Below are 21,211 nucleotides of genomic sequence, written 5' to 3'. Positions count from 1 at the left end.
TGTTTGGTGAGGGTGCCGTTAGGCGAAGCTGTCTTCCTTGGCCTCTTCGGGCTTCCGCCTGATCAAAGCAGACAGGTGCGCCTGCTGCTGACGGAAGTGGCCGTGGGCGGTGAGGCCGAACTCGTAGGCGGACTCGGCGTGCTGGGTGAGGTCAACACCGGTGATTTCGTGCTCGTGGGCAACACGGAAGCCGATGGTCCTGTGGATGGCCCGGCCGATGACCAGGGTGCCCAGGCCCGAGAGCGCCATGGTGACCAAGACGGCCACGGTCTGCGCGATCAACTGCTGGGGGCCGCCGCCGTAGAAGAGGCCGCCGGCCGTCCCCTCGGTGGGGAAGGCGATGAAGCCGAGGGAGATCGTGCCGATGACGCCGGCCCCGAAGTGCACGCCCACAACGTCGAGGGAGTCGTCGAAGCCAAACTTGTACTTCAGGTCAACGAACACTGCGCAGGCAGCGCCGGCCACCAAGCCCAGGCCGAGAGCTGCGAGCGGGGTGATGTTCGCGCAGGACGGGGTGATGGCTACAAGGCCCGCCACCACGCCGGACGCTGCGCCCAAGGACGTGGGGTGACCGTGACGGATCTTCTCCACCACCAGCCAGCTCAGCATGGCCGCGGCCGGGGTGACCAGGGTGTTGACCCAGATGAGGCCTGCCTGCTCCACCGTGGCGGCGGCTCCGCCGTTGAATCCGAACCAGCCGAACCAGAGGATGGCTGCCCCGATCATGATGAACGGCACGTTATGTGGGCGGTGGTTGGGGTCCTTGGCGAATCCGTGACGCTTTCCCACGATCAGTGCGAGGACGAAAGCGGCGGTTCCGGAGCTGACCTCAACCACTGCGCCACCAGCGAAGTCGATGACCTGGCCGAAGATCTGGGTGAGGGCGCCGCCTGCACTCATGAGGCCACCGCCCCAGATCATGTAAGCAAGCGGGCAGTAAACCACCGTCACCCAGATCGGTACGAACAAAGCCCAAGCGCCGAATTTGGCACGGTCGGCGATGGCACCGCTGATGAGGGCCACGGTAATGATGGCGAACGTAGCAGCGAAGCCTGCCTTGATGAGGTCCGGCGAACCCATCAGGTCCTGGAGCCCGAAGTGTGCGAAGGGGTTGCCGAACAGGCCGAGGAAGCCGTCGCCGGTGGTCATCGAGTAGCCCCACAGGACCCAGACAACACCAACGATGCCGGCCGAGATGAAGCTCATCATGATCATGTTCAGAGCTGCCTTGGCGCGGGTCATGCCGCCGTAGAACAGGCCGAGGCCCGGGGTCATGAATAGCACCATCGCCGATGACAACATCAGCCAGACGTGTTGCGCAGAGATCTCCACCTGCGTTCCCTTCAAGCTTGTCCGAAACGGGGCCGTTGTTGCACGGCCCACACCAACCCCCCGATCAATGTTCGGTGAGCTATGTTTCCGACTCAGAAGAGCTAAGTTGCAGGTAAGTTACAGAAATCCACTGTTCGTGAAGATCACGTCACTGGCGTGTTTCGGGAATGTTAACGGCGCTTCTCGCGACCCCCGGCAGGGTAGCCGCCGCGACGGCTGGCGATGATGATCACCAGCGCAACCGCAGTGGGAACCGCGGCGGCCAAGGGCACCAGGTGCGCACCGACGGTGGTGAGGGCGAAGGCTCCGTACACAGCACCGATGGCGATCCCCAGTTGGATGGTTACCACAGTCAGCCCGTTGGCAGCATCCTTGTGCTCACCGCCCGCACGGAGAATCGCCGCCTGGTTGTAGATGCCCACCGCTCCGAACGCGATGCCCCAGAGCGTCATCAGTCCAAACGCGCCCACCCAGGTGCCGCCCAGCGCGGGCAGCAGGGCGAAAGCAAGGGTCAAGAGTCCGACGGCGGCAATCACCGAGGTGCGCGGGCGGGAGTCCGCGGTCATGCCTGCAATCCAGATACCCACCAGGCTGGCGATGCCCACCACGGAAAGGGACAGGCTCGTAGCGGATTCCGGCAGTCCGGAGGCGAGGAGGAACGGGGCAACGTAGGTGAAGAGTGTGAAGTGGGCCAGCAGCAGGAGCGGCCATGCGATGGCGATGGCAATGACGCCGGGCAGTTTCATGGCTGCCCGTAGGGATGGGGTCTTCTGGCTGGCTTGGTCATGGGCGCCGGGGAGAAGCCAAAAAGCCAAGACAGCCAGCAACACACCAACTCCGGCCAGGACCAGGAACGAGGCGCGCCAGGTCATGAGCGAACCCATCAGCGTTCCGATGGGAGCACCGACGGCCAACGCGATGCTGTTGCCGCTGAAGACCACAGCCATGGCCTTGCCCACGGAATGTGCGGGGACGATGCGGGCCACATACGGTGCCATGCTGGACCACAACATGCCGTGGGCGATGCCGCCAAGGAGCCTCGCTCCGATCGCCCAACCCAAGGAGGGGCTGAAAGCGAGGAGCACGTTGCTCAGGGCAAAGGCCAGCACGGTGGCAATGAGCAGGGTCTTCCGGGGAAGCCGCCCGGCCAGGAACCGGGACAACGGGAGGGCCGTGAAAACGATGATGGCCGCATAGACCGCGGTCAGCGAACCCACCGCCGACTCGTCCACTCCGAGGTCGCGGCTGATTTGGGGAAGCAGGCCTGAGGGAAGGAGTTCTGTGGTCACAGCCGTGAACCCTGCCGCCGCCAGAACCAGAAGGCCACCCCACGGGATCTTCTTGGGGAGTTGCGGTGCAGCAACTGACGCCTTGGGCGATTGCGTGCCGACGACCAAAGGGTCCTGCTTCAAAGATTGCTCCTCAGAAATGAGTCATAGGTGTTTCATAGGGGTCCCTACCAACGTTATGCAGCCACGGCGATGCAAGGGAGTCTCTGTCAGAAACCCCCTTCGGGCCAACACACTTTGTTCGTCAGGCATTCCTCGCGCAGACTGGGCCTGTGAAGCCCTTCCTTTTGCTGGCCACCCGCGCCGAAGACGCAGCAGCCGATGACGAATACCAGGCCTACCTCCGCTACTGTGGCCTGAAACCGGAAGAATTGGTCCGTATCCGGCTGGAATCCGGGCCTTTGCCGGCGCTTGAACTGTCGGACTATTCCGGGGTGATTGTTGGCGGCAGCCCCTATACGTCCAGCGATCCTGTGGAGGAGAAGAGCTCCGACCAGATCCGGGTTGAGACGGAACTCTCATCCCTTCTGGACCGGATAGTGGCCGAGGACTTCCCGTTCCTTGGTGCCTGCTACGGCGTCGGGACCCTGGGTGTTCACCAAGGGGCAACGATTGACCGCCGCTTTGGCGAGCCTGTGGGGCCCACGGAGATCACGCTCACCGCCGACGGGGAACGTGACCCCATGCTTCGGGGCGTCCCACGCACCTTCGACGCCTTTGTGGGTCACAAGGAAGCGTGCAGCGAACTACCCGGACATGCGGTGCTGTTGGCCAGCTCAGCTGCCTGCCCGGTGCACATGTTCCGCATCAAAAACAACCTCTACGCCACACAATTCCACCCGGAACTGGATGCTGACGGGATCATCACGCGCATCAACATCTACAAGAACGCAGGCTATTTCCCGCCCCACGAGGCCGATGAACTCATCGCCGCCGCCCTTGAATCATCCGTGACGGAACCCATGCGGGTTCTCAGGAACTTCACGGAGCTCTACGCCCGCTAGCCCATCCGTTGTGGGGCCTGCTCTGCAGGGTTTGGCGTGGGTATTGGGTGTAGAGCGGGCCTGGCAACGCAAACGCCCGACGGCGGTAGTCGCCGTCGGGCGTTTCCGTCCCCCCAAGGGTCGGCTACTTCAGCCGGGCCGCGAGATCTTCCCCAACAGCGAAGGCACGGGTGATCGCGGAACCAAGGGTGGCGCCGCCGCCGGGGTAGTTGTTGCGGAAGACCCCGGCCGAGACGTTGCCCGCCGCATAAAGTCCCGGGATGGGCTGCTGCTGATGGTCCAGGACGCGACCACGGAAGTCCGTAGCCAACCCGCCCGACGTGCCGAGTACGCCTGCCCGGATGGGAACCGCATAAAACGGAGCCACCAGTAAGGGCGCCAGACAAGGATTGGGGGTGTTTCCGGCATCGCCCAGGAATCGGTCCTGGGCAGTGGCGCCCCTGCCGAATTCCGTGTCCACGCCGAGGACCGCGTCGGCGTTGAACCGGGAAACTGTGGCGTTGAGACCGGCTGGGTTGATGCCCACCTCCTTGGCCAGGAGTTCCAGGCTGGGCGCGGACACCATCCACTCTGCGGGTTCGCCCGGCGAGGAGCCCGCCACCGGGTATTTGGCCACATAGGCGGAATCAAAAACCAACCACGCCGGGTTGTTCTGTTGCCTGCCCGTATGCGGGTTGATCGAGGCGAAGACCCTGCTGGCGTCGTGATAGTTGAGCGCCTCGTTGACGAAACGCTTGCCGTCGCTGTTCACGGTGATGGATCCCGGCAACGTCATCTCCACGTTTCCCATACGCCCCGACTGCTGACCGTCGTACTGATGGGCCGCCGTCGAAATCACCGGAACGCCCCACACTGCCGTCATGTCCTCCACAGCCGCTCCGGCCTTCAGCCCGAGTTCCAAGCCGTCGCCCTCGTTGGACGGGGCGCTGATGGGCGTCACCGGATACGGCAGGAACGCGCTGCGAAGCCACGGATTCCATTCGAACCCACCAGAGGCAAGCACGACGGCGGTCGCGGCCACAGGCGCGTCGGCAGAAACGCCGCCGAGACGCAGCATCCACCCCGCGCCGGAATTCGACAAGTCCTCCACCGGACTGGACACCACAAGGTGCACGCCCCGGTCCACAGCGCTCGCGATCAGGCTCCCGACCAAGGCGCCGCCCATGGTCCGGATCCCGGTGGACGCCCGGCGTTCCAGCAGCAACGGATCAGCGGCGCGGCCGTTGAGTTCATCGCGTTCGGTCATGGTGAGCAGAGGGAAGTACGACGACGGCCGGATCAGCTCCGAAAGGCCGGGGTAGTCCTGGGGATCAAAAGCGTTGTTGTCCAGGCCGCGGCCACCGTTCGCGGACCCTTTCCAGTCCATGTGGTAATCCGGGCGGGCAATGGGAACCATGGACACTTTGGTGTTCCGGTTCAGGAAGTCCACAGCCCGCGGCGCAGTGGCCACGTACCACTCAATTTCCTGGGCCGTCATCACGTGGCCGGCCGCCTCCGTGAGGTAAGCGACGCCGTCGGCTTGGCTGTCCTGGTACCCGGCAGCCTTGGCGAGGTGGTTGTTCGGTGCCCACATCACGCCGCCACCGGCAGCCGTGGTGCCGCCCAGCAGCGGCGCCTTCTCCACCACCAGGACGCTCAGTCCGGCATCGGCAGCACGGACGGCGGCCACCAGTCCGGCGGCGCCACTGCCCATGATCACGACGTCGTAGCTTGCCTTGAGTTGTTCGGGCACGGTGACGATTGAGGTGCTCATGCGACGCTTCCCGCAGGCATCTCGATGACGATCTTGCCGATCTTCCCGGTTCGTCCCTGCATCAATCGGTAGGCCTTCTGGACCTCCGCAAATGCGAAGCGGTGGGTCATGAGGGCGCGTGCCTGTTCAGGGTGACGGGACAGCAGGGCGAGCCCGTCAGGGATGAGGTTGAGGCTCATCCGGCTGCCCATGAGATCCAGTTCCTTGTAAGGAATGTCCTTCATGGAGACGTTGGCTTGCCGCGGCGAGATGCCCACTTGGACAATCCTGCCGGCACTGGCAACCAGCCTGATGGCATTCTCCAAGGAGGACGGAACCCCGGTGGCTTCGATGACCAGTTGCGGGCCGTACCCGTCGGTCATGGAGTGAAGGCGTTGTGCTTGGTGTTCATCCGGGAAGTCGCTTCCCGGCCTTACCAGCAGCGTTTCCGCGGCACCGAACCCGACCGCAAGATCCAGCCGGTGCTGCTCGGTATCGGCGCAGATCACCGTGACTCCAAGCTCCGTCAGGTACAGCGTGGCCAGCAATCCGATGGGGCCGCTTCCCAATACCAGCGCGGTGTCGCCGGGCTCGGGCCGGCCGCGGTTGACGGCCTGCATGGCGATGGATGCGGGTTCGCCCATGGCGGCGATGTCCAGCGGGAGATCGTCGGGAACGGGGCACAGCTTCTCCACCGGGACGCTGATCAGTTCTGTCAGTGCCCCATCCGAGTAGCAGCCCAGGCAGCCCACGTCCTGGCAGACGTTGTACCGGCCGGTGAGGCACGGGCGGCACTCGCCGCAGTAGATGATGGGGTTGACGGCAACGCGGTCGCCGATGCTGATGTCCTGGACTGTGTCCCTTCCGGAGCCCCCGGTGCCGGTCTTCGCAGGCGCGAGGGCCTCCACGATGCCGGAGAACTCATGGCCTTGGACCAGGGGGAGCTCCGTGGGATAGTCGTCCTCCCAGATATGGAGGTCGGTGCCGCAGAGGGTGACGTTGTGGACCCGGACGAGGGCGTGGCCCGGTTCAAGGACGGGCTCAGGAGAATCCCGAAAAGCAATGGTCTCTTTGGAGACGGTGATCGCGGACAGCACTGGGGGACCTCAGTTCTGCGCGGCGGTCTGCGCGGCTGCCGGCTGCGCAGCATCAGCGCCGAAGAAGATGTTCCACTGCCGCACGGTCCGTTCCTCAATGAGTCCTGCGTTATGGAACGGGTCCTGGTCCATAAGGGCTTCGACGTCGGCTTTGGTGTCACCGTCGATGATCAGCAGCGCGCCTGGTGATTCCTCCGGACCGAAAGGGCCGCTCTTGAGGAGGCGACCGCCGTCGAACTGGGCTTTGAGGAACTCCACGTGAGCGGGCCGGACTGTATCCCGGCCGGCAGACGTCGAGTCGGAGTAGGCGTATGTAACGGCAAACGTGGCCATGAGGGTGTCCTCTTCATTGAGTGAGTGGGGCTTTTCTCAATGCTGGGCAACGCATTAGCTCTTGTCCAATACTTAGTTGGTCTCTCACCATGTGCAGAAAACACATAGTTGGCTAGTCCCCAGGAGTTGGCAGCACTTCCTCAGCCAGTTGGATTGCCGCCCGAACGGCCGGAGACATGGAGCCAGGGTTCCAGGCGAGTCCGGAAAACAGGAGCACGTCGTCGCCTTGAAGCGGCAGGAAGACGATGCCCGCAGGCATGATCCCTTCAATTGACCCGGGCATCAGGCTGATGCCCACGCCACCGGCCACCAAGGACAGTGCCGTGTAGGGGTCGGAGACCTCCTGGGCGATCCTGGGGCGGAAACCGGCGGCAGCACACGCCGCGAAGGTGACCTCACGCAGCGTGGACCCTTGGGCGGCAGGCATGGTGATGAACGGATCATTGGCCAGCTCGGCCATTTCCACGGAGGCCTGTCCGGCAAGGGGGTGGTCTGCCGGCAGGGTAACCCCCAGGCGCTCAATGGCAATACAGCGGGTGGCCAGCGACGGAGCGTCGATGGGTAGGCCGATAAAGGCCAGGTCCAGTGCACCGTTGCCCAGTTGGTGAAGTGCTTCCTGGGTCAGCAAGCCTCCCCGCAGCGTCACGTCGAGTTGCGGGTAGTGCTGGCGCAGGGCCCGTGTCAGTGGGGGAAGCGTGGCATGGTTCAGCGCACCCGAGAAGCCGATGGCGATTTTGCCATAGACGGTCCCCGTTCCGGCGCTGACAGCCCTGCGTGCCAGGTCCACTTCGTCCAGGATCCGGCGTGCGTGCGGCAACAGGGAATGCCCGGCCGGGGTCAGCGTGACGGACCGGGTGTTGCGGACAAAGAGCGGTGCGCCCAAGCCCTTTTCGAGCTTCTTGATGGTTTGGCTCAACGGCGACTGGGCCATGCGGAGCCGTTCTGCCGCCCTGCCGAAGTGCAATTCCTCTGCTACTGCCAGGAAGGCCTCAATTTGCCGCAGTTCCACGTTGCCTCCCGGATTCTCGCGCTTCAGTGCAAGGCTATATTGGGTTTGCGGTCCGCGATGCAGCCGACCGGAAAAGCACTACGGAGGCATCATGGCCAACTCGGCGTCGGGGGAGTCCGTGATCGAACGCGTCGTGAAGATCATGGACGCGTTTTCCAAAGGCCAGCCGTGGCTTCCCCTGAAGGACATGGTCCGGATTACCGGCATGTCCCGCAGCACAGTGCATCGCCTGGCCATGGACCTGGCAGCCAACGGACTCCTGGAGCGCAACGCTGCCGGCGAGTTCGGCGTCGGAATGAAGATGTGGGAACTGGCCTCCCGCAGTAATCCCCTGGAGGAATTCCGACGTCGCGGTTTGCCGTTCCTGGAAGGTGTGCACGCGGCGGTGCGGGAACACGTTGCCCTGTCCATTCCGGATGTGGAAACCAACAGTGTTCTTTACCTCGAACGCCTGGACCGGCATGGAACGGTCATGAACCTGGCGGAGGTTGCCGGCCGTCTGGACATCCACACGACGTCGTCGGGAATGGCCATGATGGCGCACATGCCGGGCTGGGTTCAAGACCGGTTCCTGGCAGGAAAGCTGGAGAAGACCACGCAGGCAACGGAGGTGGACCCTGCCAGGATCAGGAGCCACCTCGCCCAGATCCGCGAGCGTGGCTATGCCCGTTTGGTGGGTGTCCTGGTAGAGGAAAACACGGCCTATTCCGTGCCGGTGTTTGGCCAGGGCCAAGCCGTCATAGGTGCCATTTCCGTCGTCGTGCCTTCTGTGGACGAAGACGCCGGGCTGATACTCCCGGTCCTGGTGGCCGCAGGCCGCGGCTTGTCCCGGACCATGGGTGCTGAACGCCGGCCTTATGGCTCCCGTCCGTGGTTGTCCCACCTGGAGCCCTGACGGGTCAGATAAGAGACGTATCCCGTTCAACGGGAAGTTGTGCCGCTGCGTGTGACCTGGGTCCTACAGTCGATTCCAGAGGAACAATCGCCTGTGATCTGGAGCACAGCTACGGGAGTCGTTATCAACGGCTACCGGGCGGGCTGCACAACAAAGCAGCAGCCGGCGGTTTGTACCTCGTCCAATTCTTTGCCGGGCAAGGCACCATGGCGGTGCCACTTCCCGCGGCACTCAATGAGGAGACAGTATGGGACACGTGCAGCAGCACTCGCCCTCGGACGCCAACAATGCGGCCTCGCCGCTTGGAACAGAACCGGTTGGAACAGAGCCGGTTGAACACGTCAAAATGCCCAAGAAGGCGGCACTCGCCTCCTTCCTCGGATCCACCTTGGAGTACTACGACTTCTTCATCTACGGCACTGCCGCCGCCCTGATCTTCCCCAAGATCTTCTTCCCCGGCGGCGACCCCGTAGTGGCATTGCTCGGAGCGATGGCGACGTTCGGCGTGGGCTACCTTGCCCGGCCACTCGGCGGATTGGTGATGAGCCACTACGGTGACAAGATCGGCCGCAAGCAGGCACTGATGGTCACGCTGGTGATCATGGGCGTTGCCTCCATCGGCATCGGATTCCTGCCCACATATGGACAAATCGGCTACTGGGCAACGGTGTTGTTGCTGGTGGGCCGTCTGGCCCAGGGCTTCTCTGCCGGCGCTGAAGCCGCAGGTGCCTCGACCCTCACCATGGAACACTCACCCGAAGGCCGTCGCGCGTTCTTCACCAGCTTCGTGATGACCGGATATGCCTCTGGAATGGTGCTGTCCACGGTCGTCTTTATCCCGTTGGCAGCCCTGCCCGAAGAGCATCTGCTTAGCTGGGGCTGGCGCGTGCCGTTCTGGCTCTCGGTAGTAGTGCTTGCGGTGGCCTACTGGATCCGGACCCGCTTGGATGAGCCCCCGGTGTTCGAGGAAATCGTGGAGCATGACAAGCCCAAGGCCATTCCCGCCGTCGCGGTCATGAAAACCCAGTGGCGCGACGTCCTGCGCGTTGGCGTGGTGATGCTGTTCTCCGTCATGCAGACCACCTTCACCGTGTACGCCTTGGCCTACGCCACCGGCCCCGCCGTGGGGATCGACCGCACCCTCATGCTCACCGTGAACGCCGTGACCATCGGCCTGTCCATGGTGACCATCCCCATCTCGGCCATGATCTCGGACCGCGTTGGCCGCAAGAAGGTCCTCCTGGTGGGTGCCCTTGGCTGCGCTTTGACCACCATCGGCTATTTCTGGGCCATCAGCGAGCAGAACATCGCCCTGATCTTCCTGTTCGGTTTCCTGAACATGACGGTCTTCTACTCCTGCTGGAACGGCGTGTGGACGGTGTTCTTCCCTGAGATGTTCCCCGCAGCGGTCCGCTACTCCGGCATGGCGATCGGCAGCCAGATCGGCTTGATCCTGGCTGGCTTCGCACCGGCCATCGCAACCCTCTTGGCCCAGCCCGGACCGAACGGGTGGTGGCCGGTAGCGGGCTTCACCATCCTGTGCCTGGTGGCTTCGGGCGTCGCCATCATGACTGCCCGGGAAACGTACAACGTCCCGCTCGAGGACCTTGGCAAACCGCGCACTTCCCCCAAGTAGCAAACAATACGCACGACGCCGGGCGGCAGCTTCCGCCGCCCGGCGCGGTCCCTTCCACGTCAGAACCACAGCAAACGACTCATTTGCCCCGAAAGTTGGATTACCCGATGATTTCGTCAGCAACCGCACCCCGCATCTTCCGTGTTGGAATCGCGGGTTGCGGCGCCATTTCCCGCAACCACCTGGAAGCTTTCCTTGCATTGGACAACGTCCGGGTGGTGGGCGTCTGCGATGTGGATCCGGACCGGGCCTCAGCAACAGCCAAGACCTGGGGAGTCCCGAACGCGGTCACCAGCGTGGACGAGCTCCTCGCCCTGGACCTGGACATCGTTTCCGTCTGTACGCCGCATCCCACCCACGAGGACGTGGTGCTGAGGGCAGCCGCAGCCGGGATCAACGTTCTCTGCGAGAAACCCATAGCTACCAGACTGGAGTCCGCTGAGCGCATGGTGTCAGCCTGTGAAGACGCCGGAGTCCAGCTGGGGGTCCTTTTCCAGCGCCGCTTCTGGCCGGCGTCGCAGAAGATCCGCACCGCGATCGACGATGGCACGCTGGGCAAGGCGATCATGGCCCAGTGCTCGGTCATGCTGCACCGCGACCCGGACTACTACAACCGCGACACCTGGCGTGGCACGTGGGAGAACGACGGCGGCGGGGTCCTGATGTCCCAGGCCGTGCACCAGATCGACCTCCTCCAGTGGTACCTGGGGGACGTGGCCGAGGTTTACGGAAAGGTCAACACCTACCGCCACGGCGATTACATAGAGGTAGAAGATTCCGCAACGGCGGTGATCACCTTCGCCTCCGGAGCCATGGCAACGCTGGAGGCCTCCACCGCGGTATCGCCCAACCTTGGAATCCAGCTCCGCATTACCGGCGAAACGGGCGCCTCGGCTTCCCTGACGGAGTTCCCGGAAGGCAGCGACGGTCGACTCGACCTGTGGGCGGTGGGTGAGCGAATCGTCGTCGAGCCTGTCCATCCTGAAGGCGTTGAACCGAACGTCGACCTGTCCGTCATCAACGGCCAGCTGATCCCGTTCCACAAACTGCAGGTGAAGGACTTCGTGCAGGCGCTGGAAATCGGCACCGAACCGGCCATCACGGGCAAAGACGCGCTGAAATCCTTGCGGATCCTGCTGGCAGTCTACGAGTCCTCACGCACCGGCCAACCCGTCCGCTTCGCCGCAGTACAGCCTACCCACGCAGCCATTCCAGAGCTGCGCGGACGTGAAAAGGTGGCTCGCTGACCATGGTTTCCACCACGCCCTCAGCGGGAATGCCGCTGACCCTGGGCCGCAACGGCCGCACCCCCAAGACACTCCGCAACCGCCTCGCGTCGGCCCCCATGGAACGCAATTACGGCACCACGAATGGGCACATCACCGAGCAATACATTGACTACCTCGTGACCCGCGCCAAGGCCGGCCTTGGCATGGTGACCACCGAAGCGACGTATGTCCGCGCCGACGGCAAGGGCCGCACACACCAACTCGGCCTGCACACGGACCACATGATCCCCGGGCTCCGCCGGCTCACCGACGCCCTGCACGCCGAAGGTGCGCTGGCCGCCGTCGAACTTAACCACGGTGGCCGCACCGCGCAGTCCGCCGTTTCCGGGTTCAAGAACCTCGCGCCGTCGCCGGTTCCCTGCCCGACGGCGGGTGGCGAGGTCCCGCGGGAACTCACCGCTGCCGAGTGTTATGAACTCGTGGCTGCCTATGCGGCAGCCGCCCGCCGCGCAGTGGCCGCTGGTTTCGACGTCATCAACCTCCACGGCGCGCACGGGTACCTGATCCACCAATTCATGTCGCCCATTTCCAACCATCGCACGGACGAGTTCGCGGCCCCGGAGTTCTTCATGAACCTGGTCATCGATGCCGTTCGCGAAGCAGTGCCGGACACGATCGTCGGCATGCGCGTTTCCGTGATGGAAGGTCCAGCCGATGGCATCAGCGCAGAACAGCAAGTGGCCATCATCGGGAAAGCCCATCTTGACAAGCTCGACTTCCTGGACCTTTCCGCAGGCAGCTACGACGCCGGCGAATGGATTGTGCAGTCGGGGGAGTGGAAGCCCGGAATCTTGTCCGACTACGCCCGGGCCTACCGCCAGTTCGGTCTCCCTTTGGGCATGGCCGGACGACTCAACAGCCCGGAAATCATTGAAGAAGTCCTCGCACGCGGCACCTGCGATTTCGTGAGCCTGGCGCGCGCCATCCATGCGGATCCTGCTTTTGTGGGCGGCGTGCTGCACGGCGAACGCTACCGGCCGTGCATCGCCTGCAACGTCTGCATCGACAACCTGGGGCTCGGCCAAGTCACCTGCACGGTCAATCCTGCCGTGGGTCGTTCGCGTGTGCCCGTTTCAACCCCGGCCGTCCGCTCCGCCTCGCGAGTGCTGGTGGTGGGTGCCGGTCCCGCCGGGCTTACCGCTGCCCGCGAACTCGCCGAAGCGGGCGCCCTTGTGACCTTGGTGGACGACGGCGCACGGCCCGGCGGGCAGTTCGCGCTCGCCGAGCGCATGAGGTCCACGCCGGACTTCCACCGTTTCGCCGACTGGTCAGCCTCGGAGAACGAGCGCCTCGGCGTAGAGGTCCGCTTGGGTACCCATGCTGACACGTCCGACGTCGGTGGGTTGGTCCGCGATTTCGGCGCCGACGCAGTTGTCATCGCTACTGGTGGTCGTCGGCCTGAGGCAGGGTTTGTTGGCGGCGGCTTGCCTCTCGTCTCCGATATCCGTGACTGGCTCGCTGCCCACCCGGAGATTCTGGACGGTTCTGCGGAGGTCTTTCCGGAAGCCGTGACCATCTGGGGCGCTGATTCCGTGGCCATGAGCGTGGCCGACACCCTGGCGGCCCTCGGAACTTCTGTGCTGGTGGTCGGACCGCAGGAAGCGCTGGCCCCGGAATCCGGACGTCGCGCCAAGATCCTGGCCGTGCCGCGCCTTGAAGCCAACCCGAAAGTGCGGATCTTCCTGGCCAGCACCATCGAGGAGTTTGACGGCAGCCGCGTACGGATCAGCCGGGCGGGTGTTCAGGACGAGTGGATTGAAGCCCCGGGGGAGCTGCTGGTCTCGCGTTCGGTCCTGCCCTTGGACGGTCCCCTCACTCTGGAGCAACGGGAAGCTGGGCTCAGCCTGTCCGCTTCCGTTCCCGTCGCAGTGGCCGGAACGGTCGTCGATAAGACGCCAGCCATCGTGTCCAACGCGGTCAAGAGCGGCTACGACGCAGCCCAACGAATTGCCGCTGCCCTGACTGCGAGTGATGACACTGATGGTGCCGAGCTCGCTGGAAACGTGCCGGATCGCCGTAGCTTTTCGGCGATCTCGCAGCTGACCGGCGATCCCGCTTCTCCCGGTGCCTCTGCCCCCGTCGCCAATCCACCCCTCGGCACGCCAGTGCGTCGGCTCGGACTTGCACAGCTCTCCCTTGTGGGAACCGCACCCCCGGACCTGGTAAGCATCGCCGCTGAGGCCGGGTTCGACTTCATCGGTGCACGCGTACGTCCCGTGACACCCACGGAGCGCCCGTACAACCTCCAGCCCGGCTCGCCCATGCTTCGCGAAACCCTGGCTCGAATGGCCGACACGGGAATCACCGTTGAAGACATCGAGTTCCTGCTTCTGGACGGAACCGGCCTGCAGAATGGCGCCGATCAACGCGAAGCCTGGCTGCGGATGATGGAGGCGGGTCAAGCTCTGGGAGCGTCCACGCTGACAGTTGCGTGTGCGGATCCGGACCTGGACCGTTTCGGGGATCATCTGGCGCAGATGACCCAGGACGGCAAAGCCTACGGAATCGTCCCCACGCTGGAACCCATCGCATATCAGACCGTCCGATCGATCCCGCAGGCCGTTGAACTCGCGGACCGGGCAGGCTGCAAGATCGTGGTGGATGCACTCCACGTCAACCGCTTCGGCGGCACATGGGCCCAACTCGAAGACGCTGCGGGCCTGGTCCCCATGATCCAGCTCTGCGACGGTCCGGCCATCCCGCCGCCCGGCAGGGAAGGGCTGATCCTTGAGTCACGCTCGGAACGGGGTGTGCCGGGTGAAGGCCAATTCGACCTTCCAGCCATGCTCGCGTCGTTCCCCGCCGACACCCCCGTCAGCGTCGAAACCCCTTCCGGAAGCAGAGTGGCCGTCATGGGCGAACTCGCATGGGCCAAACAGCTGAAGGCAGCAGCCAACTCAGTCCTCACCACCCCCGTATTTACCTGGAGCACCACGTGAACAACACCCCATCCCTCCCCACCCTTGACTGCGATGTCCTCGTCATCGGCTCAGGAGCCGGAGGCCTCGCTGCGGCAGTGACAGCGGCCTACCACGGGCTGAAAGTCATCGTCGTGGAAAAGTCCGGAGTCTGCGGCGGCGCAACCTCGTGGTCCGGCGGCTGGGCGTGGGCTCCCGGTAACCCACTGGCGAAAGCCGGGGGCGTCAACGAAGACAAGGAGACATTCCGGGCTTACCTTCGTGCCGTCCTCGGCGACGACTATCGGGAGCAGAACGTAGAGGCCTTCCTCGAGGCTGCCCCACACATGGTGGGCTTCTTCCAGGAAAAGACGTCACTGCAATTCGTTCAGGGCAGCAAGATCAACGACATCTACGGCAAGCTCCCAGGCGCCGGCAAAGGCAACCGCTCTGTAGGGCCCAAACCCCTTAATGCCCGGACCATCAAGCCGGCCCTTCGTCACAAGATGCGCCATCAGCTGTACGAGACGTCCTTCCTCGGCATGGGCATCATGGCAGGGCCGGACCTCAGCAAGTTCCTCTCAGCGTCACAGGGCAACCTCAAAGGGATCTTCCACGCGGGGTGGCGTTTCGGCTTCCACCTCCTGGACCTGCTGACCCACCGCCGCAACATGCAGTTGGTCAACGGCACAGCGCTCACCGGCAGGCTTATGAAGTCCGCGGATGACCTGGGCGTCGACATCCGCGTCTCCACTCCTGCCACAGCGTTGCTTAGCGACAACGACGGCAAGGTGACCGGCGCCGTCGTGCGTTCTCCGGAAGGCGGGCTGCAGATCAACGCTGGCCGCGGCGTCGTGCTGGCCACCGGCGGTTTCCCCAACGATGTCCAGCGTCGCAAGGAGCTGTTTCCCAAGACTCCCACCGGCCAGGAGCACTGGACACTTTCACCGAGGGAGACGGTCGGCGACGGCATCAACCTGGCCCAATCCGTCGGTGCGCGCTTCAAGACGGATGTGAAGTCGCCGGCCGCATGGTGCCCGGTGTCGCTGGTGCCATACCGCAACGGCCGGACCGGGGTGTTCCCGCACATCATGGACCGAGCCAAGCCCGGCAGCATCGGTGTCCGTTCGGATGGGAAGCGGTTCGTGAACGAGGCCAACGGCTACTACGACTACGTTGACGCACTCATCGCAGCGACCCCGGAAGGGGAGACCGTGGAGTCGTGGCAGATCGCGGACAGTCGGTTTGTGCGTAAATTCCCGCTCGGAATGGCCAAACCGCTGCCCGTGCCGTTGTTTCCCTATCTGCGTTCCGGATACCTCCTCAAGGGCCGGACGCTGGAAGAACTTGCCACGAAATGCGGCATCGACCCCGCAGAGTTGCGCCGCACTGTGGCGAGGTTTAACGCCAACGCCCGTGACGGCGTAGATCCCGACTTCGGACGGGGCGAGACGGCCTTCAACCGCTACGGCGGCGATCCCACCATCCAGCCGAACCCGTCATTGGGGCCCATCGAGAAGGGGCCGTTCTACGCGGTGCGTGTGGTGCCGGGCAGCTTCGGCACGTTTGCGGGGGTCGACACGGATGGCCGGTCCAGGGCCCTCAATGACGACGGCGTCCCCATCGAGGGCCTGTACGTCGCCGGCAACGACCAAGCCAACGTCATGGGCGGGCATTACCCGGCGGGCGGCATCAACCTGGGCCCGGCGCTGACGTTCGGGTACATCGCGGGCCGTCACCTCGCCGGCGTGGACAGCTACGAGGACGACGGCACGCGCGCTGACGCGGAGATCTCTCACTAGCCCGGAACTGCCGGCAAGGCAGGGCTCCAGCTACCGTCCCGTCAATCGCGGAACCGCGGGCACCGTGGTGACGGGTGCCGGAGCCGGTGGGGGAGCAGGTGCTGCGAAGGGTCCGCTGGGGTAAAGGGCAGTGGCTTCCACCATGTAGTTGGCCCATTGGGGTCCAGCGATCATGTAGCCGTCCAGGGATTTGTAGAACTTTCCGTTGATGGTGACGTTCTGCCCGGCCCGCTGCTGTCCCGCCGTCGTATCGCCGAAGAACGACGCCGTGGAAAGAGAGGTGGTGTAGCCGGCCACCCACGTGGCCCCGTTGTTGTTGGACGTGCCGGTCTTGGCAGCCACGGGAACCTTGGTGTGGACCTTGGGCTCGATCCACACACCGGAGCCCATCTTGAGTACATCCTGCAGGACGGCATTAACACCACGGGCCACCGCCGGTTTCACCGCCTCCCGGCATTGGGGTGTTTGGGCTTCGAACTGGCGGCCCTGGGCATCGCTGATCTCAGTAATCGCGATGGGGGCGCAGTACGTGCCGTCATTGGCGAAGGTTGCGTAGGCGCTCGCCAGGACCAGTGGCGCAACGCCGATGGAGCCCAGCAGATTGCCGATCTGGTGCATGTTCACCGGAGCGTTGTCGAGCCCGCTGTGCAGGCCCACCGTATCGACCATTTTCTGGATGCCGCAGAAGTCCAACTGGGCTGCGGTAGCGAAAGTGGCCGTGTTGATGGAGTTGTAGAGGCCGTAGTTGATAGGCATGGCGCGGTAATAGCCCGGATCGTTGTTTTGCAGGTCGTCGTCGGCCCCCAGGTTCTGTGCCTTCTGGGCGGAGCTGTAGCCGCCCAACACCCTTCCGCAGCTGGAACGCCACGGGAACCCCACGGGGTAGACCCTGCGTGAGGCGTCAACCACGGCGGTGGGGTGCTTGCCTTGGTTGAGCCACTCGGCGTAAATGAACGGTTTCATGGTGGACCCCGGCTGGAACCCGCCGGCGCCGTTGAGGTCGTATCCGTTCTCGTCCTTGGCGTCCACGTTGAAGTTCAGCTGGGTATCGTATTTTCCTTCCTGCGGCACGAAGACCGTGTTTTGGGCCATCGACAGGATCTTTCCGGTGCCGGGCTGCACTGTGGTCATGGCCGCGCCCCACTTGTCCGGGTTGTCCCCGGCCGAGGCGTCCACTTGGGCCTGGGCAACTGCTTGGAGCCTGCTGTCCAAGGTGGTGGTGATAGTGAGGCCGCCCCGGTAGAGCAGGCGTTCGCGCTCGTTAACGGTGGAACCATAGGTCTCGTCGTTGAGGATCAGGTGGGAGACGTAGTCACAGAAGTAGGTGGCTATAGCTGCCCCCGCGCACCCCTGCCGGGAAGGCGTGATGTTCAGCTCTATGGGTGTTGCCACTGCCACGCCGTGGTCTACTGCCGTGATCATGCCCTGTTCCAGCATCCGGTCCAAAACGAGGTTGCGCCGGCTCAACGCTGCATCCGGGTCCACGGTGGGGTCGTAAATGCTGGGCCCATTGACCAGGCCGGCAAGGAGCGCGGCCTGTGGAAGGGTCAGGTCCTTCGCGGAGGTGCTGAAGAAGTATCGCGATGCGGCTTCAATGCCGTAGGCGTCCCGGTTGAAGAACACGATGTTCAGGTAGCCCTCAAGGATCTGTTCCTTGTTGAACCGCTTCTCCAGCTCGAGGGCGAGTTTGACCTCACGGAGTTTGTCTCCCATGGTTTTCTGGCCGCTGAGCACCACGTCTTCAGGACGCCCCTCGGACAGCCGCGACTCGTTGAGCACGTTGGTGACGTATTGCTGGGTCAGCGTGGATGCCCCTTGCCGTGTCCCTTTTGTCAGGTTGGAACTCAACGCCCGGATGATGCCTTGCGCGTCTACGCCGGCGTGATCGTAAAAGCGGCTGTCTTCGATGGCCACGATGGCTTCCCGGATGAACGGCGACATCTCCTCCAAGGGAACCTTGACCCGGTTTTCTGCGTAGAACGTGGCGATGTGTTGGCCGTCTGCGGAGACCATGGTGCTGGAAAGGGAGGGGGAATCGACGTTCAGCTCGCTCGGCAGGTCCTCATAGAAGCCGATCGACCCGCCCACGGTGGTGCTGGTGAAGGCCACCACGGGGACCACCAGCCCGGAGATCAACACTCCGCAGAGGATACTCACCAGGAAGTAACCGAAGACCCTCAGGAGGACCTTGCCGAGACCGATCTTTGGACCCTTGTTGCGCGCCATTTTCGTGCCATTCCGTCGGGATGTCAGGCTGAAAAGTAGCTACAGAATACGTCCGGCAATGCGGTTGGGAAATGGCTGGGAGCCCAAATAAGGTCGCAAATCGGACTCAATCCAGCGGCAGCGTGACCCTGACGCTGGTGCCCCGCCCGAGGGCGGAGTCGATGTCTACTGTCCCGCCGGCGTCGTGCACTGCGATGGACATCAGCAGCAAGCCAAAACCGTGCCGCCGGCCGCTGGGCGAGGCGTGGATTTCAAAACCGGCGCCGTCGTCCGTGATGGTCAGCTGGATGCCGTGGTAGACGGCGTTGAGGCGGACGGTGAGCTCGCTGGCGCCGGCGTAATTGAGGGTGTTGCTGAAGGTTTCCTGCGCCACGTGATAAAGGAGGGCGGCGGCTTTCGATGAGATCTCGATGCCATGATGCGGGGTGTGCCAGTGCACGGTGACGCCGGTGCGTCGGAGCGGCGCGGCGAGTCGGTCGATGCATCCAGCGACGCCCAGCGCGTAAAAATCCACGGGGTGTTGATCCTGGATGATGCCCTTGACGGCAACTACCTCACTGAGTGCTGATGACTGCTCCATTGCGTCCCCCACATCGATGTCTTTCATACTTGAGATTCGTTGCCGAAACCCCTCGGTATTGGTGTTCCGACTGATTCCAGCGTGGCGCCGCTATATCAAGGAACCTTTTCGTTTGGCTCAAGTTCGCATCAAGTTTGTGGGGGAGGCTTGCAGGAGTCATGCCTCGTTTCTACGGAGCGAGGCTACGCCGGAGGTTTGCCCAACATATGCAGGGGCTGTGAAGGTTCACCAGTGCCGGCGGTCTGCCTCCCGGGCTGCTTCTTCGATGCGGTACCGGTGGGCTGCCCACTCCTCGGAGTTACGGCCGGGGATGTTGGGATCGCCCGGCCTCTGCCCCGCGGAGCCATCGATGAGCTCGCGGATGATGTCTGCGTGCCCCGCGTGCCTGGCGGTTTCCACGCACATGTGGACCAGGATCTGGTGGAGCGTGACGTTCTTCTTCTCCTCCGACCACCACGGCACCACGCCCGGAGCATCCAACGGGAGGGTCTCGATGGTTTCATCGCTGTGCTTCGCGGAAAAGTGGTGCAACTCCAGGACTTCTTCCCGGCTCTCGGTGGCAGGGACCCACATATCGGAATCCGGTTCGGCGTCCTCCGCCAGCCACGGCATCTCCCTGCCGCTGGGTCGTCCGAAAGTCACTCCGAAATAGTCCAGTTGCACGCTGGCCACATGCTTCACGAGGCCCAGCAGATTGGTTCCTGTGGGAGTCATGGGCCTGCGGGCGTCGTACTCGCTGAGGTTCTCCACCTTGCCGAGCAGGTCCGCCCTCCGGAGCCGCAGGTACCCGAGCAACAGCGCTTTGTCATCCATGGGGAGCACTTTACAGAAAGGCGGGACCCGCGACTTCGCTGGAACACTGTGGCTTCGCCGGAAAGTTCCAGCGGTCTCGCACGTTTCCAGCGACGGGGACGTACCAGGTACTGCTTTATTCCTCTCTTTGGCATCGCGTTGACTTCAACCCAAGCCAGTGGCGGACCCGGCGAAAGACGCCGGACCCTGTCCAGCCACGAGTGTTAGGAGCAACTCCTTGTCACTTCAATTCCCCCGCAGAACGCTTCTTCAGGGCGCCGGTGCCCTGTCCCTGGCAGCAATGGTCAGCTCGATGTTCGCCCAGAACGCGTGGGCCGAAACCGAACCGGATGCGGCGGAGTTCGCAGCGTTGCGAAACCGCTGGGTGGACCAGATCACCGGCCGGAATGTCATCCAAGCGGGCGATCCGGACTTCGCCAAAGCGGTCGCTGCCGTGAACACCAAAGCCGCCGACTCCTTGGCAAAACTCAACCGGGCGTCCGGGCGGACATCGGTCTTCACGGATCTGTCCTTCGCCAAGGATGCGGAGATGGTCACCACGTATACGCGCCTTTCCCAGCTCGCCACTGCCTGGGCGACACCCACGGCGGCAGTGTTTGGGGATGCCTCAGTGCTGGCAGATATCAAAGCCGGGCTTGCTGATGCCAACACCCTTTGCTACAACGACGCCAAGGAAGAGGTTGGCAACTGGTGGTCGTGGGAGATCGGCGTTCCCCGTGCACTCGCGGACGCCATGGTCCTGCTGCACGCCGAGCTGTCCGCCGTCGAATCCAGGCCTACTCAGCGGCGATTGACCACTTTGTGCCCGACCCCTGGCTGCAGTTCCCACCCAAACGCGGAAAGATCACGTCCGTGGGGGCCAACAGGGTGGACCTGTGCCAGGGAATCATCATCCGGTCCCTGGCTGGCGAAGATCCGGCCAAACTCAAACATGCAGTCGCCGGACTCAGCCAAGTGTGGCAGTACGTCACCAGCGGGGATGGAATCTTCCGCGATGGTTCGTTCATCCAACACAGCACCACCCCCTACACGGGCTCCTACGGTGTAGTCCTCCTCACCGGTTTGTCCAAGCTGTTCTCGGTGCTGGGAGGCTCGGCATTCGAGGTTTCCGACCCGTCGCGCAACATCTTCTTCGACGCCGTGGAGGGTTCGTTTGCTCCCGTGATGATCAACGGAGCCATGGCCGATTCTGTTCGCGGCAGAAGCATCAGCAGGGAGGCCAACACCGGCTACGACCTCGGGGCGTCGGCCATCGAGGCCATCCTGCTCCTGGCCCG

15 protein-coding genes and 1 pseudogene are annotated in these 21,211 nt (G+C 63.7%); 7 read left to right on the top strand and 9 right to left on the bottom strand.

Annotated features, from left to right (window positions below; genetic code table 11):
* Positions 1 to 18 precede the first annotated feature (18 nt).
* Together WBN73_RS06945 and WBN73_RS06940 are read right to left on the bottom strand one after the other, a co-directional pair.
* Positions 19 to 1,332 (bottom strand): ammonium transporter, encoded by a 1,314-nt coding sequence (locus tag WBN73_RS06945; RefSeq protein ID WP_207594760.1) that lies wholly within the window; start codon positions 1,330 to 1,332, stop codon positions 19 to 21.
* A gap of 170 nt (positions 1,333 to 1,502) precedes the next feature.
* The gene (locus tag WBN73_RS06940; protein ID WP_207597646.1) at positions 1,503 to 2,729 is read right to left on the bottom strand and encodes an MFS transporter; all 1,227 of its coding nucleotides are present in this window, start codon (positions 2,727 to 2,729) and stop codon (positions 1,503 to 1,505) included.
* A gap of 164 nt (positions 2,730 to 2,893) precedes the next feature.
* On the opposite strand from WBN73_RS06940, the gene WBN73_RS06935 reads away from it, so the two are divergent.
* Positions 2,894 to 3,625: a glutamine amidotransferase gene (locus WBN73_RS06935; protein ID WP_207594758.1), complete on the top strand. Its 732-nt coding sequence runs from the start codon at positions 2,894 to 2,896 to the stop codon at positions 3,623 to 3,625.
* A gap of 124 nt (positions 3,626 to 3,749) precedes the next feature.
* Here the strand turns inward: WBN73_RS06935 and WBN73_RS06930 are convergent, their stop codons facing one another.
* The 4 genes from WBN73_RS06930 to WBN73_RS06915 all read right to left on the bottom strand — a co-directional run bounded on the left by WBN73_RS06930 (position 3,750) and on the right by WBN73_RS06915 (position 7,796).
* Positions 3,750 to 5,378, bottom strand: a complete 1,629-nt coding sequence (locus tag WBN73_RS06930) for an FAD-dependent oxidoreductase (protein WP_337340009.1) — start codon at positions 5,376 to 5,378, stop codon at positions 3,750 to 3,752.
* Complete coding sequence (locus WBN73_RS06925) at positions 5,375 to 6,454, bottom strand: alcohol dehydrogenase catalytic domain-containing protein (protein ID WP_280623552.1); 1,080 nt, start codon at positions 6,452 to 6,454, stop codon at positions 5,375 to 5,377. The genes WBN73_RS06930 and WBN73_RS06925 overlap by 4 nt, the downstream gene beginning before the upstream one ends.
* Before the next feature lie 9 nt (positions 6,455 to 6,463).
* Complete coding sequence (locus WBN73_RS06920) at positions 6,464 to 6,787, bottom strand: YciI family protein (protein ID WP_337340010.1); 324 nt, start codon at positions 6,785 to 6,787, stop codon at positions 6,464 to 6,466.
* A 112-nt stretch (positions 6,788 to 6,899) separates the two neighbouring features.
* Entirely contained in the window at positions 6,900 to 7,796 is an 897-nt protein-coding gene (locus WBN73_RS06915; RefSeq protein WP_337340011.1) for a LysR family transcriptional regulator, read from the bottom strand.
* A gap of 91 nt (positions 7,797 to 7,887) precedes the next feature.
* Here WBN73_RS06915 and WBN73_RS06910 point away from each other — a divergent pair, with 91 nt between their 5' ends.
* The 5 genes from WBN73_RS06910 (at position 7,888) to WBN73_RS06890 (ending at position 16,315) form a co-directional block, all read left to right on the top strand.
* Positions 7,888 to 8,691 (top strand): IclR family transcriptional regulator, encoded by an 804-nt coding sequence (locus WBN73_RS06910; protein ID WP_207594747.1) that lies wholly within the window; start codon positions 7,888 to 7,890, stop codon positions 8,689 to 8,691.
* 247 nt (positions 8,692 to 8,938) lie between these two features.
* The gene (locus tag WBN73_RS06905; RefSeq protein WP_337340012.1) at positions 8,939 to 10,327 is read left to right on the top strand and encodes an MFS transporter; all 1,389 of its coding nucleotides are present in this window, start codon (positions 8,939 to 8,941) and stop codon (positions 10,325 to 10,327) included.
* A gap of 107 nt (positions 10,328 to 10,434) precedes the next feature.
* Entirely contained in the window at positions 10,435 to 11,574 is a 1,140-nt protein-coding gene (locus tag WBN73_RS06900; protein ID WP_337340013.1) for a Gfo/Idh/MocA family protein, read from the top strand.
* Positions 11,575 to 11,576: 2 nt separating this feature from the next.
* Positions 11,577 to 14,555 carry an oxidoreductase gene (locus WBN73_RS06895; protein WP_337340014.1) on the top strand — a complete coding sequence of 993 codons (2,979 nt, stop codon included), beginning with the start codon at positions 11,577 to 11,579 and terminating at the stop codon, positions 14,553 to 14,555.
* The gene (locus WBN73_RS06890; protein WP_337340015.1) at positions 14,552 to 16,315 is read left to right on the top strand and encodes an FAD-dependent oxidoreductase; all 1,764 of its coding nucleotides are present in this window, start codon (positions 14,552 to 14,554) and stop codon (positions 16,313 to 16,315) included. Before WBN73_RS06895 ends, WBN73_RS06890 begins: the two co-directional genes overlap by 4 nt.
* Before the next feature lie 30 nt (positions 16,316 to 16,345).
* On the opposite strand, the gene WBN73_RS06885 is transcribed toward WBN73_RS06890, so the two are convergent.
* From WBN73_RS06885 to WBN73_RS06875, 3 genes are all read right to left on the bottom strand, one after another.
* Positions 16,346 to 18,541: a transglycosylase domain-containing protein gene (locus WBN73_RS06885; protein ID WP_280623535.1), complete on the bottom strand. Its 2,196-nt coding sequence runs from the start codon at positions 18,539 to 18,541 to the stop codon at positions 16,346 to 16,348.
* A 106-nt stretch (positions 18,542 to 18,647) separates the two neighbouring features.
* Complete coding sequence (locus WBN73_RS06880) at positions 18,648 to 19,148, bottom strand: sensor histidine kinase (protein WP_242703397.1); 501 nt, start codon at positions 19,146 to 19,148, stop codon at positions 18,648 to 18,650.
* A 198-nt stretch (positions 19,149 to 19,346) separates the two neighbouring features.
* Positions 19,347 to 19,934 (bottom strand): DinB family protein, encoded by a 588-nt coding sequence (locus tag WBN73_RS06875; RefSeq protein WP_337340016.1) that lies wholly within the window; start codon positions 19,932 to 19,934, stop codon positions 19,347 to 19,349.
* A 280-nt stretch (positions 19,935 to 20,214) separates the two neighbouring features.
* Between WBN73_RS06875 and WBN73_RS21435 the strand changes: the two are divergent.
* Positions 20,215 to 21,197, top strand: a pseudogene (locus tag WBN73_RS21435) (polysaccharide lyase 8 family protein); the annotation flags it as partial.
* Positions 21,198 to 21,211 lie beyond the last annotated feature (14 nt).

Source organism: Paenarthrobacter sp. CCNWLY172 (genome assembly GCF_037402035.1).
Classification (GTDB): domain Bacteria; phylum Actinomycetota; class Actinomycetes; order Actinomycetales; family Micrococcaceae; genus Arthrobacter.
This window is presented reverse-complemented; position numbering and strand designations above follow the sequence as displayed.

Coding starts and splice junctions, on each gene's coding strand:
- WBN73_RS06875 (WP_337340016.1), bottom strand. CDS start 19,934: ATGGATGACAAAGCGCTGTTGCTCGGGTACCTGCGGCTCCGGAGGGCG.
- WBN73_RS06910 (WP_207594747.1), top strand. CDS start 7,888: ATGGCCAACTCGGCGTCGGGGGAGTCCGTGATCGAACGCGTCGTGAAG.
- WBN73_RS06920 (WP_337340010.1), bottom strand. CDS start 6,787: ATGGCCACGTTTGCCGTTACATACGCCTACTCCGACTCGACGTCTGCC.
- WBN73_RS06895 (WP_337340014.1), top strand. CDS start 11,577: ATGGTTTCCACCACGCCCTCAGCGGGAATGCCGCTGACCCTGGGCCGC.
- WBN73_RS06900 (WP_337340013.1), top strand. CDS start 10,435: ATGATTTCGTCAGCAACCGCACCCCGCATCTTCCGTGTTGGAATCGCG.
- WBN73_RS06905 (WP_337340012.1), top strand. CDS start 8,939: ATGGGACACGTGCAGCAGCACTCGCCCTCGGACGCCAACAATGCGGCC.
- WBN73_RS06930 (WP_337340009.1), bottom strand. CDS start 5,378: ATGAGCACCTCAATCGTCACCGTGCCCGAACAACTCAAGGCAAGCTAC.
- WBN73_RS06885 (WP_280623535.1), bottom strand. CDS start 18,541: ATGGCGCGCAACAAGGGTCCAAAGATCGGTCTCGGCAAGGTCCTCCTG.
- WBN73_RS06880 (WP_242703397.1), bottom strand. CDS start 19,148: ATGAAAGACATCGATGTGGGGGACGCAATGGAGCAGTCATCAGCACTC.